General features: G+C 29.7%; 15 protein-coding genes. 2 read left to right on the forward strand and 13 right to left on the reverse strand.

Going from position 1 to position 14,513, the window contains the following annotated elements; genetic code table 11:
- Positions 1-40: 40 nt before the first annotated feature.
- Positions 41-1,282, reverse strand: a complete 1,242-nt coding sequence (locus ACTT90_RS00830) for an amino acid ABC transporter substrate-binding protein (RefSeq protein ID WP_440937003.1) — start codon at positions 1,280-1,282, stop codon at positions 41-43.
- A 107-nt stretch (positions 1,283-1,389) separates the two neighbouring features.
- A complete protein-coding gene (locus ACTT90_RS00835; RefSeq protein WP_440937004.1) occupies positions 1,390-2,004 on the reverse strand; it encodes a LysE family translocator in 615 nt (204 codons plus the stop codon).
- Between the two features lie 124 nt (positions 2,005-2,128).
- Between ACTT90_RS00835 and ACTT90_RS00840 the strand changes: the two genes are divergently transcribed.
- The gene (locus ACTT90_RS00840; protein ID WP_440937005.1) at positions 2,129-2,425 is read left to right on the forward strand and encodes a TIGR03643 family protein; all 297 of its coding nucleotides are present in this window, start codon (positions 2,129-2,131) and stop codon (positions 2,423-2,425) included.
- Positions 2,426-2,428: 3 nt separating this feature from the next.
- Complete coding sequence (gene grxC / locus ACTT90_RS00845; RefSeq protein ID WP_440937006.1) at positions 2,429-2,683, forward strand: glutaredoxin 3; 255 nt, start codon at positions 2,429-2,431, stop codon at positions 2,681-2,683.
- On the opposite strand, the gene msrB is transcribed toward grxC, so the two are convergent.
- From msrB to ACTT90_RS00900, 11 genes are read right to left on the reverse strand one after another with little or no spacing between them, the layout of a single operon-like run.
- Positions 2,684-3,055 carry a peptide-methionine (R)-S-oxide reductase MsrB gene (msrB, locus tag ACTT90_RS00850; RefSeq protein WP_440937007.1) on the reverse strand — a complete coding sequence of 124 codons (372 nt, stop codon included), beginning with the start codon at positions 3,053-3,055 and terminating at the stop codon, positions 2,684-2,686.
- Positions 3,056-3,058: 3 nt separating this feature from the next.
- The gene (locus tag ACTT90_RS00855) at positions 3,059-3,952 is read right to left on the reverse strand and encodes a histone deacetylase family protein (protein ID WP_440937008.1); all 894 of its coding nucleotides are present in this window, start codon (positions 3,950-3,952) and stop codon (positions 3,059-3,061) included.
- Entirely contained in the window at positions 3,953-4,906 is a 954-nt protein-coding gene (locus tag ACTT90_RS00860; protein WP_440937009.1) for a D-2-hydroxyacid dehydrogenase family protein, read from the reverse strand.
- Positions 4,899-5,798 (reverse strand): DMT family transporter, encoded by a 900-nt coding sequence (locus ACTT90_RS00865; RefSeq protein ID WP_440937010.1) that lies wholly within the window; start codon positions 5,796-5,798, stop codon positions 4,899-4,901. Before ACTT90_RS00865 ends, ACTT90_RS00860 begins: the two co-directional genes overlap by 8 nt.
- A complete protein-coding gene (locus tag ACTT90_RS00870) occupies positions 5,799-7,043 on the reverse strand; it encodes an NAD(P)/FAD-dependent oxidoreductase (RefSeq protein WP_440937011.1) in 1,245 nt (414 codons plus the stop codon).
- Positions 7,044-7,103: 60 nt separating this feature from the next.
- Entirely contained in the window at positions 7,104-8,222 is a 1,119-nt protein-coding gene (gene rodA / locus ACTT90_RS00875) for a rod shape-determining protein RodA (RefSeq protein ID WP_440937012.1), read from the reverse strand.
- A 2-nt stretch (positions 8,223-8,224) separates the two neighbouring features.
- Complete coding sequence (gene mrdA, locus ACTT90_RS00880) at positions 8,225-10,090, reverse strand: penicillin-binding protein 2 (RefSeq protein ID WP_440937013.1); 1,866 nt, start codon at positions 10,088-10,090, stop codon at positions 8,225-8,227.
- Positions 10,083-10,601 (reverse strand): rod shape-determining protein MreD, encoded by a 519-nt coding sequence (locus ACTT90_RS00885; RefSeq protein WP_440937014.1) that lies wholly within the window; start codon positions 10,599-10,601, stop codon positions 10,083-10,085. The genes mrdA and ACTT90_RS00885 overlap by 8 nt, the downstream gene beginning before the upstream one ends.
- Positions 10,594-11,850, reverse strand: coding sequence for a rod shape-determining protein MreC (gene mreC, locus ACTT90_RS00890; protein ID WP_440937015.1), 1,257 nt, complete (start codon positions 11,848-11,850; stop codon positions 10,594-10,596). Before mreC ends, ACTT90_RS00885 begins: the two co-directional genes overlap by 8 nt.
- Positions 11,851-11,861: 11 nt before the next feature.
- The gene (locus ACTT90_RS00895; RefSeq protein ID WP_440937016.1) at positions 11,862-12,899 is read right to left on the reverse strand and encodes a rod shape-determining protein; all 1,038 of its coding nucleotides are present in this window, start codon (positions 12,897-12,899) and stop codon (positions 11,862-11,864) included.
- Positions 12,900-14,471: a 2-isopropylmalate synthase gene (locus ACTT90_RS00900; RefSeq protein ID WP_440937017.1), complete on the reverse strand. Its 1,572-nt coding sequence runs from the start codon at positions 14,469-14,471 to the stop codon at positions 12,900-12,902.
- Positions 14,472-14,513: the final 42 nt, after the last annotated feature.

Consider the following 14,513-nt stretch of genomic DNA (forward strand, 5'->3'; position numbering starts at 1 on the left):
AATGCCCTCTAATACTAGAGGGCATTTTTTTTAATTTAGATTATCTGTCAGACCACTTTGGAATTGGGTGAATTAACTCTGCTGAAGCCCATTTAGTAGGAGCTACAACTTTGTTTTCACACTTACTTCCATCGTCATTACACATAACTTGGAACAATACCATTGGCTTATCTACATTCTGACCACCTGGTGCAAATTTAATATTTCCATAAAAAGTTTGCATGTTAGTGTCAGCTAGAGCATCTCTTACTTTCTTTTTATCGAAAGAATTTGCTCTTTCAAACGCATCTTTGAAAACCAATAATGCAGCTGAAGATTCAGCAGCTTGATAAGGCGGCGCATATCCAAACTCTTTAGTAAAATCCGCATCATACTTTATACCATTACCAAAAAATTTATCTTTGTAAGTCAAAGTCTTGTGCCACTGAGAAGCACATAATGCAAACTCTGAGTTTTTACCATGTTGTTTTGATAATTTAGCAGCATCACAGTGTGTCATTGCTAACATTGGAACATCAACTTTCATCTCTGAAATTTGTCTGATTGCAGTTAAAGCTCCTTTAGTGTGACCTGAAACAACTAATACATCTGGCTTAACTGTTTTAACTTTCGCTAAAGTTGCAGCCATATCATTTAGTTCTTTTGGTAACTTATCATCAATGATTATTTTTGAACCAGTTCTTTCTGCAGCTTCCATAACACCTAATCTAACATCCTGAGAAAAAGCATCTTGTTCAAAAGCTTGAGCTATTTTAACTGGCTTACCACCATTTTTTTCTACTGCTAAGTCAATTGCAACATCAAGATATAAATTTGCTGGTGCTAAAACTGCAAATAAATATTTGTATCCTTTCGTAAATAAAGATCTAGATGCACCATTAGCCTCAACCATTGGTACTCCATATTTCTCAGTTACTGGAGCAATTGCTTTTGTTAATCCTGAAGAGTATGGGCCAAGCATAAACTCAACACCATCTTGAGAGATTAATCTTTCTGCAAGTTGCGCAGCTCTTTTAGGGTTAGACTCATCATCATAGTAAATAATTTCAAACTTATAAGTTTTGCCACCAACTTTGATACCGCCCATGCTATTAATTCTATCAACAGCCATGTTGTAACCGTTTTGTGTATGAACTCCGTTTGAAGAGTATTTACCTGTTAATGAAATCGCAGATCCTAAAATAATCTTATCACCTACTACTTTTGCGAACGAAGTAACTGATGAAGATAATAAAATCGCTAATGCAGAAATAAAACCTAAAAAGATTTTTGTTATTTTCATTTTATTTCCTTTGTTAATTAGTTAATTAAAGTAAAATTTAAACTTAAATTAGAATATTTTTCAAGTAGACACATATTCATTTAAAAGAATAATTGATGAAATTTAATTTAATATTCTTGAGTAAATACAATAATAAATGCAATTATAACCAAAACACTCGCTGAAATTGTATTTATTGTTTTTGGATTAGCAGTAATCCATTTAATTAACTTTTGTGCGAGCATTGCATAACCAATCAAAGATAAAAAATCTAGAACAATATAAGTAGTAATTAAAATTATAAATTGAGTTAATAAATTTGAATTAAAATCAATAAATTGTGGGAAAATAAACGGAAAAAACATCCAAGCTTTAGGACTTGTGCCTGCAACTAAAAAACCATCTCTAAAAAAAGATAAATTACTTTTTTTTATTTCTTCTTTATTTGAAATATTTTTTAGGCGCGACTTATAAATATCATATGCAAGATACAAAATATAAATAACACCTATCCACTTAAAAATATTTAGTATAGTCGAGCTTTCTGAAAAAAAGGATCCAATTACAAAAATAACTAATGTTGCTTGTATTAAATTTGCAGTCACATCTCCTAATGCAGACCAAATACATTTACCTACTCCATAATTCATTGAATATGAAATGATTACAATTCGTGGAGTCCCAGGAGTTATAAATAAAAAGATTATGATTTGAAGATAAAGTATGAAATCTAATGGGAGCATTTTCTAAAAAAAAAGATAGTCCTTAAAAACCGGGAGCTAAAGATGGCTAAGAAGGACTATCTGGACCATTTTAGCAAATCCTATATAAATTGCATTATCTATTTTTTAAAAAATTTCGAGAAAAATGAAAAAAAAAGGCAACTTACCAGTCACCAGAGTAAAAAATCTTGAGCCACCAATTGATGATCCTGATTGGATCATTTGGGCGGCTTGGGCTGACCGGATAACTTTTGAGGAAATTGAAAAAAAAACTGGAAAGTCAGAATCTGATGTAATCAAAATAATGAGACGAACACTTAAGCCCTCCTCTTTTAGATTATGGAGAAAAAGAGTAAATCAAAAGAGTATCAAACATAGAAAAAAATTTGAATATTCTAGAAAACAAATAACTAGTAAAATTAAAAAAGGTGATTATCTATAGCTCATGAAAAATATAACAATTTATACTGGTCCACTTTGTAATTATTGTGAGGCTGCAAAAAGATTACTTCAAAGAAATAATGCAACTTATAACGAGATAAATATTGCTACCGTTGATGGTGCGATGGATGAAATGATTAAAAGAGCAAATGGAAAAAGAACTATTCCACAAATCTTTTTTGATAATCAGCACATTGGTGGTTATGACGATATAAGAGCTTTAGAGAAAGAAAATAAGTTAGAAGAAATGCTAAAGTAATTATTCTTTAGGTTTAAAAACTAAACATACACCATTATTACAATATCTTTTTCCTGTGGGTTGAGGTCCGTCATCAAATATGTGACCATGATGGGCATCGCAGTTTTTACAATGATATTCTGTACGAGCATAACCTAAAAGATGATCTGTTTTTGTTTCAAAAACGTCTGGAAGAGATTTAAAAAATGATGGCCAACCTGATCCACTTTCATATTTAGTTTCGCCATCAAATAATTTTATCCCACAGTTAGCACAATGATAACTTCCATCTCGTTTTTCATGGTTAAGTTCACTAGTTCCAGGAGGCTCAGTTCCATCCTCAAACATTACTAGTTTTTGTTCGGCAGTTAAATTTGGATTTTTCTTTGACATTATTTAAATATACTTAGAACATGTTTCATGTAAATAAGAATGTAATTCAATTAATTTTTCAAAATTTTTGTTATAACCACCTCCTAAAACACCGCATAAAGGTATTCGCTGTGAGAAAAAATTTTCTATAACAATTTGATCTCTCATTCTAACACCTTCGTCCGAAATTTTTAACTTTCCTAGACGATCATTATAATGAATATCAACGCCAGCTATATAAAATACAAAATCGAAAAAATATTGATTTAATTCGTATAAACACTGTTTTAATTTTTCTAAATATATTTTGTCCTCTGTATTATCTTCCAGCTCAACATCATAATTACTTAAAGATTTTTTAGCTGGATAATTAGTTTTAGAATGCATACTAAAAGTAAAAACATGATTATCATCTTTAAAAATATCTGCATTTCCATTACCTTGATGAACATCTAAATCAACTATTAGAATTTTATTTGCTAGACCTCTTTCGATCAAATATTTTGCAGCAACAGCTACATCATTAAATACACAATAACCTGCTCCACCATTAAAGTTTGCATGATGACTTCCGCCAGCTGTGTTGCAACTAATTCCAGATTTAATCGCAAGTTTTGCTGATAAAACAGTGCCGCCTGTTGCAATAAAAGATCTTTTTACAACACTATCAACTAATGGAAATCCAATTTTTTTTACACCATCTTTATCTAAAGTTTTATTTTTTATATTGTTTATGTAGTCTAGAGAATGAGCCTTACTTAGAGTTTCAATTGAGCAAGGAGAGGGATATATGAACTCTTTAACTATTTTTTTTTCTTTCAAATATTTTGCAAGTTCTGAAAATTTATTAATTGGAAATTTGTGGTCATCTCCAATTTTTGCAAAGTAATCCTTATGATTAACTACAGGTAGACCCATTTATTTTTCAATAACTCTGACAGGCTTTCCATCTACGCAAGCCTCTAATGCTTCAATCATTTGAGTGTAAAAAATATGATAATTTTCAGCTGTTACATATCCTATATGTGGAGTTAATAAAGCGTTTGGTAAAAATCTAAGCTTATTATTTTCAGGCAATGGTTCTTTTTCATAAACATCTAATCCTGCACCTGCTATTACGTTTGTTGATAATGCTATAATTAAATCATCTTCATTAACAATAGGACCTCTAGAAGTGTTAATTAAAAAAGAGGTTTTTTTCATCTGATCTAATTCTTTCAATGTGATACAATCTTTGTATCTTTCCCCTCCTTGTACGTGGATAGATAAAAAATCAGAATTTTTTATTAAATCTTCTTTGCTACATGGCAAAACATCTAATTCCTTGCATGTATCTAGGTTTAGATTTTCACTCCATGCCATGACTTGCATACCAAAAGCTTTTCCAATTTTTGCAACTTGAGATCCAACTCTTCCAAGGCCAAGTAATCCTAAAATTTTACCTTTCAGTTCAACTCCAACTGTAGTTTGCCAGTATCCTTGGTACATATTATCTATCTCTTCCTTTAGGTTTCTTGCTAAACCTAAAATCAAAGCCCAAGTTAATTCTGGTGTTGGATGTATATTAATTTCTGTACCGCAAACCAATATATTCTTTTTTTTTGTAGCTTCTAAATTTATTGATTTATTTCTGCTACCACTTGTAATTATAAATTTAAGATTTGGGAGATTATTTATTAAACTCTCAGTCATCGGAGTTCTCTCTCTCATTATGAGTAAAGCTTCAAAATCAGCTAATTGCTCAATAGCATCACCTTCATTTTCAAAAGGTTCGCTGAAAATCTTAAACTCATATTTTCCAGATAATTTTTCTAAATCTACAAATTGTTGAGATACGTTTTGATAATCGTCTAATATTGCAACTTTAAGCATTTTTAATTTTTCTATTTGATAAAATTATTCCTGTTAAAATAAAAATTGCACCGAGAATATGATAAAACATAAATTTTTCATTAAAAATAATCATAGCCATTATTGCACTTAATATTGGCATTAAATGTAAAAAAACTCCTGACCTGTTAGCACCAATCATTGAAATACCTTTTATCCATAAAATAAATGAAGCAAGGCCCGGAAATAAAACAACATAGCTTAAAATTAATATAAATGGTTTTTCAACCTTAATAATGTAGCCCAATTGATACTCAATAAAATAAATTGGTATTAAAAATATAAGACCAAAAGTTATTATAACTTCTAATAAACTAAGTTGAGAAAGCTCATATTTTTGCTTTTTTAATAAAGCAGAGTATAAAGCCCATGAAAACATAGCAATGACCATTGTCAAATCACCTTTATTAAAGTCTAAACTCATGAGAACTCCTAAGTTTGCTTTTGTAATAATTAACAATACACCTGTGAAAGAAAAAATTACTCCTAAAATTTGAGAAATATTAGTTTTTTCAATTTTCAAAATCGATGAAATAAAAATTATCATTACTGGTATGGTAGAGATCATTAAAACTCCACTAATTACCTGAGTAAAGTTAAGTGAATAATAAACAATAGAGTTAAAAATCGTGATACTTGTAATTCCTAAAATTATGAATAATTTTAAATTATTAACAATATAGTCTCTTTTTTTAATTATCTCTGAAAGAGTAAATGGTGCTAATATTAACCAAGCAAAAAACCATCGATAGAAATTTAATGAAAAAGGTGGAACATCATAAAAACTAGCAAATTTTCCAACGATAAAATTACCTGCCCAAAAAGTAACAGTTAAAAATAGAAATATATAAGCAATATTAAATTTATTGCTCACTTAACTGAATCTAGATGAGCTATATGGGTTTAAATTTAAATTAGTATTTTCTTCAGCAATCATACCTGAAACTATTTTTCCAGATATTGGTCCTAATGTCCATCCTAAATGATGATGTCCAAAACAGTAAAAAACATTTTTATATTTTTTAGATGGACCCATTACAGGTAAAAAATCAGGTAATGTTGGTCTAAATCCTAACCATTCATCTTCATGATCAGGTAAATCTCCAAACATATATTTTGCGTTATTAATTAAATTTTTTATTCTAGATTTTGAAAGAGGATTGTCTAAGCCCCCAAATTCAACTGTTCCAACAACTCTCAAACCTTGTTCCATAGGAGTAACACCAAAACCTCTATTCTGAAAAATTACTGGACGACTTAATAAATGATCACAATTTTTAAAGTGAACGTGATATCCTCTTTCTGTATCTAGTGGAATTTTTTCACCTAAGTTATCTGTGAGCTTTTTAGAAAACGCTCCACATGCTATAACAGCCTTATCAAAGACAAAACGTTGTGCCTCAGATATAAAAGTAGGTTTATCTCCATCAAATTCTATATCTTTTATATTTAACTTATTAAATTTTCCTCCTTTTTTCATAAAGAGATCAAAAAACTTTAATAAAATTTTTTTTGGATTTCTTGCGTGTCTCGCATAAGGATAAAAAACTCCAGCATGATAAAATGGTCTTATATGAGGTTCTAAATCATGTATCTCATGTTTGTTAACTAGCTGCTGTTCTACTCCTAATTCTTCTCTGACTTTTATTTCAAGTTCTCTACTTTTTAAATCTTTATCATTCCAAATATAAAGTATGCCCTTGTTTTCAACTAATCCATCTAGATCGTCAATCTCATCAAAAATTTCATCATACGCAGGTAAAGCTAAATCTAAAATTTGATGCATATTTTTAGCTGTATGCATCATTTTACTTTTTGATGTATTTAATAAAAATTTTACAAACCAAGGAATCATTTTTGGAACATAATTCCATTTAAGTGCTAATGGTCCACTAGAACTCATAAGCATAGCAGGCACATCCAAAAGAATATCAGTTCTATTTAAAGATAGAGATGCGTATGGAGAAAAATGACCTGCATTACCATATGAAGCAGCAGGACTTCCAGGTTCATCCCTGTCAAAAATAGTTACATCAAAACCTTTCTTTTGAAGAAACAGTGCATTTGATACACCTTGAATACCTGATCCTATAATTCCTATTTTTTGAAGTTTTGACATTAAAAAAATATACTATCAATGATCAATTTTTTTTAAGCGACAAATTATACTGTGCTTAAATTATGATATATTTTGATTGTGATTAATCTTCGCACTTAGAACTATTGAAAAACCAATCATAGTAGCAAGTAAAGAGGAGCCTCCATAGGACATTATTGGCAAAGGTGAACCAACTATAGGTAGTAATCCTAAAACCATAGACATATTAATTGAAACATATAAAAAAATTGCAAATGCAAAACCGAAACAAAATAGTCTTGAAAAGAAACTTCTTGAAATCAAACCAGTTCTAATAATTCGATATATTATCAAACCATACAGCAGTAATAAAAGTATAGATCCCACAAATCCAAATTCTTCAGAAAATAATGTGAATATAAAGTCAGTATGTTTTTCAGGTAAAAAATCTAAATAACTTTGAGTTCCTTTTAAAAAACCTTTTCCGGTTAAACCGCCAGACCCTACCGCAATTTTTGATTGGATAATCTGGTACCCAGATCCCAAAGGATCTCTATCAGGATCAATAAATGTTAAAATTCTTAGCTTTTGATATGGTTTTAAAAATGAAATAGCAAATGGAAGTGAAATTAGAAATAATATAAACGAATAAACAAAATATTTAATTCTTAGACCTGATAACCATAAAATAATTAGACCAGATAATGAGATTAAAATTGAGGTACCAAGATCAGGCTGTGTAATAACTAAAATTGTTGGAACAATTATAATTGTTAATGAAACTAAAATCGTAGAAAAATGATTTATTCTTTCTGTTCTAATTCTGTGAAAATACTTAGCTAAACAAAGTATTACTGCAATTTTCATTAACTCCGATGGTTGAAGATTTAAAAAGTATAAATTTATCCATCTTTTTGAGCCCGAAGCTTGAACACCATACAAAGCAACCCAAATCAACAAACCAAGTATTATTAAATAAAAGAGATAACTTCCCGCATGCCAAAACTTGATATTAACAAACGATAATATCAACATCATTGGGAAAAAAATTGAAAATTTAACAAAATGACTTTTTGTGTGAAATAAAATTTCTCCACCGTCTGTAGAGTACATTGCAAATATACTAATTACTCCAAGAATTAAAATACTCATTAATAAGACGTAATCATAATCTCTTAACTTTTGAAAAATTGATGTATTTTGAGAAAAATTATTTTTCATTTTTAAATATCTAAAAATTTATTATCTTTTGCTTCCTCTCTTAACTTGTGTCTATCAATTATTAATTTAAATAACTTTTTAGCCATTGGTGCAGCAGTTGTTCCACCTGATCCACCATGTTCAATTATAATACTCAAAGCGTAACGAGGATTTTCAGTAGGTCCATATGCAACATATAATGCATGGTCTCTTTGTTCATAAGGAATTTCTGATGTCTTTAAATCAAGTTCCCTTTCTTCTGCTGTAATCCTTTTAACTTGTGCAGTTCCAGTTTTGCCTGCAAAACGATATTTTGGATCATTTATTCTAGAAGAATAAGAAGTTCCCATAGCTTCATTTGTTGAGCTAAAAATTGAATCCTGAATAATTTTAATATTTTTCTTTTCTTTAAATAATGGTTCATACTTGTCTAAAAAATTGGTTTCTGTATCAACAGTGATTTTTGGGTAAATTTTATATCCACCATTGGCAATTTGGGCTGTCATCAAACAAAGTTGAATTGGGGTTGTTTGAATATATCCTTGACCAATTCCAGTAATCATAGTTTCTCCTAATAACCATCCACTTCCAAGTGCATTTTTTTTCCATTGAGTGTTAGGAACAAGGCCTTTTTTTTCATTGAAAAATAAGTTTTCAAATACTCTTTCACCAAGTCCAAATTTTCTGGCTGTTTCACTTAATCTATCAACTCCAAGTCTTCTTGCTATCTCATAGAAATATGTATCACAAGATTGTTTCATCGCATTTTTTAAACTTACAAATCCATGCCCTTTTTTCTTCCAACAGTGATATGTTTGACCGTACATTTCTGTTTTACCTTCACACTTTATAGTAAACTGAGGGCTAACAATTTTATTTTCTAAAGCAGACAAAGCGACAATTGGTTTAATCGTAGAACCAGGAGAGTATTTACCACTGATAGTTTTATTTACTAAAGGTTTTAATGGATTGTTTCTGATTAATTGCCAATCATCTTGATTGATGCCAAATAAAAATAAATTTGGATCGAAAGATGGTGCAGATTGCATAGCTATAATCTCACCTGTATAAATATCCATTACACAAATGGAACCAGCTCTATCTTTTAGTAATTCACTACAATATTTTTGTATCTCAGTATCTATGGTTAATCTTATATTTTTACCTTTTGATCCTTTTTGTAATTCAATCTGATTTATTTTCTTACCATAAGCATTTACTTCAAATCTTTGAATATCATTTTCTCCAATCAATTCTTTTTCAAATGCTTTTTCTAGTCCAGTTTTTCCAACTCTTAATCCAGGAACAAATTTATTTTTAATATCTTCATTTTCTGAAACATCTTTTTCATTAGCTTGGCTAACGTATCCAAGCACATGAGTAAAATCCTCTTTATGAGGGTAAATTCTCGTTATTGACAAAACTGACTTTACGCCACTTAGTTCATATAGGTAGCTATTAACTCTTGAAAATTGTTCCCACGTCAAATTATCAGATACTACTATAGTATCCCATGGCTTAACTTCATTTTTTTTCTTTAATAATCTTTGAAATTGTCTGTCCGACATATTCAAAATATTTTTCAATCTTAAAGAAACATATCTAAAGTCTTCAACTTGTTCTGGGATTAAATGAAGTTGATATACTTCATTGTTTCCAGCTATTGTTTTTCCAAAATAATCTAAAAATTCACCTCTTACAGGAGGAAGTTTAGACTCTCTAATTCTATTTTTATCAGATAAAGTAAGATATTTATTTTTATCTTTAACTTGTAATGAATAAAGTCTAGTTGAGAGACCTAAAAAAACTAAGATCTTTGCAGCAGTAACGATAAATAATCTTCTATTAATTAAGTTAACTTTTGTTACATTATCGCTGATATTAAACATCAGATTTTCCTATAAATTTTTTATAATAAAGACCAAAAACAACATAAAAGAAAAAGAACAATAAAAATGTTGTAAAATTGTTTACAAGAAGAAATCGATAATCAATTGAAACTCCAAAATATAAATATAAGACTAAATAGTTAATAGAGTTTGCAACAGAAATTGTTATTAGAAAGAATAACCAATCTTTCATAATCGTAGGTCTTAATGTGATACTTCTAAAATAAGATGAAAAAACACAAATTATCATATAACAAAAACTACTAAGTCCTAATGGCAACCCTGTAACAGTATCGTTTATTAATCCTGCTATAAAAATTAATCCATATCCAAAATGATCAATTGCTTTCAAAGTACAAAAAAATATTAAAATATATGCAAAATTAAATGATAAAAAAGGAACACCAAAATAGTTTGCATCGAATTCATTAAAAACACTAATAAATAACAAAAGAAGAGGAAAAACTTTTAAGAAACTTCGAAAAAATGTATTTTGTCTTAAATCAGTCATTTGTTTTTATACCTCTTCTTAAAACACATTTTCTATATTCAGGAGTTCCAACTTTAAATCCTTTTGAAATAATAGTTTTTTTTGTACACTTAGGTCCGTACTCTAAATTGAGTTTTAAAAAATTATATTCTTCTTCATCAATTTTATGAGAATTGATAACTTTTGATTGTTCATTAATTTTTTTTTCTGATTGGAAAAGTTTTTTTTGAATTTGAGATAATTGTTCTTTTAATTTTAAATTTTCAGCTTCAATTTGAGTTCTTATTTGGTCATTAATTTCTTTTTCTTGAACTAAAGCTTCTAATCTTTCATTTAGTTGAACAGGACTTGGTCCTTTAAATAAAATCCCCTCTTTCCAAGAATTTTCTTCTTCAGAGACTTCAATTTCATTTTGTTTCTCAATTTTGTCGAATGAAGCTACTGAAACATATTGTAGCTGAGAAAAATCACTATAAAATTGAATCTTTACTTCATCAGTCATTTGATCAAAATCAATAATTTTACCAATTGGTATACCACTTTTAATAAGACCACCTGTCCCTGAAGTATATACAATTGAGCCATTTGAAATTTTATTAAAATGTATTTTTTTCAGATAATTAACTTTTGCAAAATCATCACTAGTTCCTGTTGCGATTGCTTGTAAATTTCCTGGTGAAATTGAAATTGGAATATTTGAATTAATATCAGATAAAAGTAACACTCGTGAAGTATTAAAATTTACCTCAATAATTTTACCTACTAAATAATTTTGATCTAAAACTACCATTCCAACTTTTACTCCATCTCTAGATCCTTTATTAATTACAAAAGATTTTAAATATGGGCTGTTGTTATCAATAATTATTTTTGAATAAATTATTTCACTTGAAACTAAATAATCATCTAATTGTTCTCTAAGTTTTTGATTTTCAAATTCTAGTATCTTTAAAGATACGTCTTTAGATTTAAAATCTGCTAATTCATCTTCAAGGATCATTGCTTTAGTATGAACATTAAGATGATGGTTAAATTCTTCTGAAATACTGCTTAATGCTTTTTCAGGAGCGGATATTACAAATGATCCTCTATAGATAACTTCATTTATTGTCGATTTAACAAATGAAATTATTTTAAAATTTTGATTGCTTAAGAATAAAATAAAGATTGATAGAAAAATAAGAGATAATAACGAAAATCTTTGTTTGGTTTGTTTTTTTAAAAAAGCAGATCGTATTGCTATTACAAAATCATCTCTGCTTACACTCATTTTTCATATTCCTAATACTCTGAAAGCATCGTTGAAAAAGTTTCTTCTTGTTCGAGAGCTTTTCCTGTACCAATAGCAACACATGATAACGGATCATCTGCAATATGAACTGGTAGACCAGTTTCTTTAGAAAATCTTTTATCGATATTCTTCAATAAAGAACCACCTCCAGTTAATGTTAAACCCATATCTACTAAATCTGCAGATAATTCTGGTGGTGTATTTTCAAGTGCATCTTTTATGCCATTAACCATGTCTCTTAAAATATCATTTAATGCTTCTGCTGTATCTTCTTCTGTTATATTCACTTCTTTAGGTGTACCAGATCTTAAATCTCTTCCTTTAACAGCATAGGTGTTATTATTAGAAGGGATTGCAGTTCCGATTTCTTTTTTAATTTTTTCAGCAGTACTATCACCAATCATAAGGTTGTATTCTTTTCTCATATAATTGACCATTGCCGTATCCATTGCATCTCCAGCAACTCTTAATGATTTTGAATAAACTAAACCTCCTAGAGACATTACTGCTATTTCACTAGTACCACCTCCAATATCTACAACCATAGAGCCTGTTGCTTCTGAAATTGGTAAGCCCGCACCGATTGCAGCAGCTATAGGTTCTTCAATTAATTGTACTCTTCTAGCACCCGCTGCTAAAGCACTATCTTGAATTGCCTTACGTTCTACAGGTGTAGATCCAGTAGGCACACAAATTAAAATTCTTGGGTTTGCAAAAGTGCTTCCTTTATGAACTTTCTTGATAAAGTGTTTTATCATTTCCTCAGTAACTATAAAATCAGCAATTACTCCATCTCTTAATGGTCTTATTGCACTTATATTACCAGGTGTTCTTCCTAGCATTGTTTTTGCTTCATCACCAACTGCTAATACATTTTTTTTTCCACCCCCATTGTCAACAATTGCAACAACTGATGGTTCATTTAAAACTACACCTTCACCTTTTACTACTACTAGCGTGTTTGCGGTTCCAAGATCTATAGCCATATCTTGGCTCCACATATCTTTCATTTTATCAAAAAATCCCATTTAAATTCCTTTCACCTTCTTTTCTTCCTGATCCATAGGAGCAGTTTTTTCTCTTTTAATAATCATTTTATTCAAAGCACTAATATAAGCGTTTGCTGAAGCAACTAACGTATCAGTATCTGCTGCTTGTCCAACAGTAGTTTTTCCATTTTCCTCAATACGAACACTTACTGTTGCTTGTGCATCTGTACCCTCTGTGACTGCATGTACTTGATATAATTGTAAGTTAACATCATGAGGATATAAATTTTTAATACATTTAAATATAGCATCAACTGGTCCATCACCAGTTTCTGTCGCAGATTTTACTTCTCCATTTACATCTAAAGTCATATCTGCTTTTTGCGGTTCTCCAGTTCCAGCAAATACTTTTAAAGATTTTAATGAGATCGTGTTTGATTTATTATCAATAATTAAGCTATCATCAACTAGAGCAATTATATCCTCATCGTAAACATGTTTTTTCTTATCAGCTAAAATTTTAAATTTTCCAAAAGCTTTTTCAATTATATCATCAGTTATATCTGCATAGCCTAGACTTATTAGTTTGTCTTTAAATGCATGTCTTCCAGAGTGCTTACCCATTACTAATGATGTTTGTTTTACCCCAACACTTTCTGGCGTCATAATTTCATAAGTATTTCTATTTTTTAACATTCCATCTTGATGAATGCCTGATTCATGAGCAAACGCATTTTTCCCAACAATTGCTTTATTATATTGAACAGGAAATCCTGTAACATTTGAAACAAGTTTTGAAGCTTTACTTAACAAAGTTGTATTTATTCCAGTTTCATATGGCATTAAATCATTTCGAGTTCTAATAGCCATTACAACTTCTTCTAATGCTGCATTACCTGCTCTTTCACCAATTCCATTAATCGTACATTCAATTTGTCTTGCACCTGCTTGAACTCCTGCAAGTGAATTTGCTACTGCTAAACCTAAATCATTATGACAATGTGTTGATAAAATTGCTTTATCAATGTTTGGAACTTTATTTAATAATGTATTTATAATTGTAGTAAACTCAGAAGGAACTGTATAACCGACTGTATCAGGAATATTAATTGTAGTAGCACCACTAGCAATAGCAAGCTCTACAGTTTTACACATATAATCCATGTCTGTTCTTGTTCCATCTTCACAAGACCACTCAACATCATCAGTTAAATTTCGTGCATATGAGACATGTTCTCTAATAGAATCGTATACTTGTTCTGGAGTTTTATTTAACTTGTGTTTCATATGAAGTGGGCTTGTAGAAATAAAAGTATGAATTCTAAATCTTGGAGCATGTTTCAAAGCTTCATAACATCTATCAATATCTTTTTTTGAATGTCTTGATAAACCACAAGGAATTGATTTTTTTAAAACTTTACTAATTGCAGTTACTGCCTCAAAATCACCAGGAGACGCAATTGGAAAACCAGCTTCAATTATATCTATACCCAATTCATCAAATACTCTTGCTATTTGAATTTTTTCTTCAAGACTCATTGATGCGCCTGGAGATTGTTCTCCATCTCGCATAGTTGTATCAAATATAATTACTCTATCTTTGTTGCTCATAACAAATTTTTGAATGAAATTGACAATACAATCTATAATAGA

The organism is Candidatus Pelagibacter sp., from assembly GCF_052049935.1.
Lineage (GTDB): Bacteria > Pseudomonadota > Alphaproteobacteria > Pelagibacterales > Pelagibacteraceae > Pelagibacter.

What these genes read in the sequence shown, in the direction of transcription:
- ACTT90_RS00830 (WP_440937003.1), bottom strand. Translation starts at nt 1,282, where the DNA reads ATGAAAATAACAAAAATCTTTTTAGGTTTTATTTCTGCATTAGCGATT.
- ACTT90_RS00835 (WP_440937004.1), bottom strand. Translation starts at nt 2,004, where the DNA reads ATGCTCCCATTAGATTTCATACTTTATCTTCAAATCATAATCTTTTTA.
- ACTT90_RS00840 (WP_440937005.1), top strand. Translation starts at nt 2,129, where the DNA reads ATGAAAAAAAAAGGCAACTTACCAGTCACCAGAGTAAAAAATCTTGAG.
- grxC (WP_440937006.1), top strand. Translation starts at nt 2,429, where the DNA reads ATGAAAAATATAACAATTTATACTGGTCCACTTTGTAATTATTGTGAG.
- msrB (WP_440937007.1), bottom strand. Translation starts at nt 3,055, where the DNA reads ATGTCAAAGAAAAATCCAAATTTAACTGCCGAACAAAAACTAGTAATG.
- ACTT90_RS00855 (WP_440937008.1), bottom strand. Translation starts at nt 3,952, where the DNA reads ATGGGTCTACCTGTAGTTAATCATAAGGATTACTTTGCAAAAATTGGA.
- ACTT90_RS00860 (WP_440937009.1), bottom strand. Translation starts at nt 4,906, where the DNA reads ATGCTTAAAGTTGCAATATTAGACGATTATCAAAACGTATCTCAACAA.
- ACTT90_RS00870 (WP_440937011.1), bottom strand. Translation starts at nt 7,043, where the DNA reads ATGTCAAAACTTCAAAAAATAGGAATTATAGGATCAGGTATTCAAGGT.
- rodA (WP_440937012.1), bottom strand. Translation starts at nt 8,222, where the DNA reads ATGAAAAATAATTTTTCTCAAAATACATCAATTTTTCAAAAGTTAAGA.
- mrdA (WP_440937013.1), bottom strand. Translation starts at nt 10,090, where the DNA reads ATGTTTAATATCAGCGATAATGTAACAAAAGTTAACTTAATTAATAGA.
- ACTT90_RS00885 (WP_440937014.1), bottom strand. Translation starts at nt 10,601, where the DNA reads ATGACTGATTTAAGACAAAATACATTTTTTCGAAGTTTCTTAAAAGTT.
- mreC (WP_440937015.1), bottom strand. Translation starts at nt 11,850, where the DNA reads ATGAGTGTAAGCAGAGATGATTTTGTAATAGCAATACGATCTGCTTTT.
- ACTT90_RS00895 (WP_440937016.1), bottom strand. Translation starts at nt 12,899, where the DNA reads ATGGGATTTTTTGATAAAATGAAAGATATGTGGAGCCAAGATATGGCT.
- ACTT90_RS00900 (WP_440937017.1), bottom strand. Translation starts at nt 14,471, where the DNA reads ATGAGCAACAAAGATAGAGTAATTATATTTGATACAACTATGCGAGAT.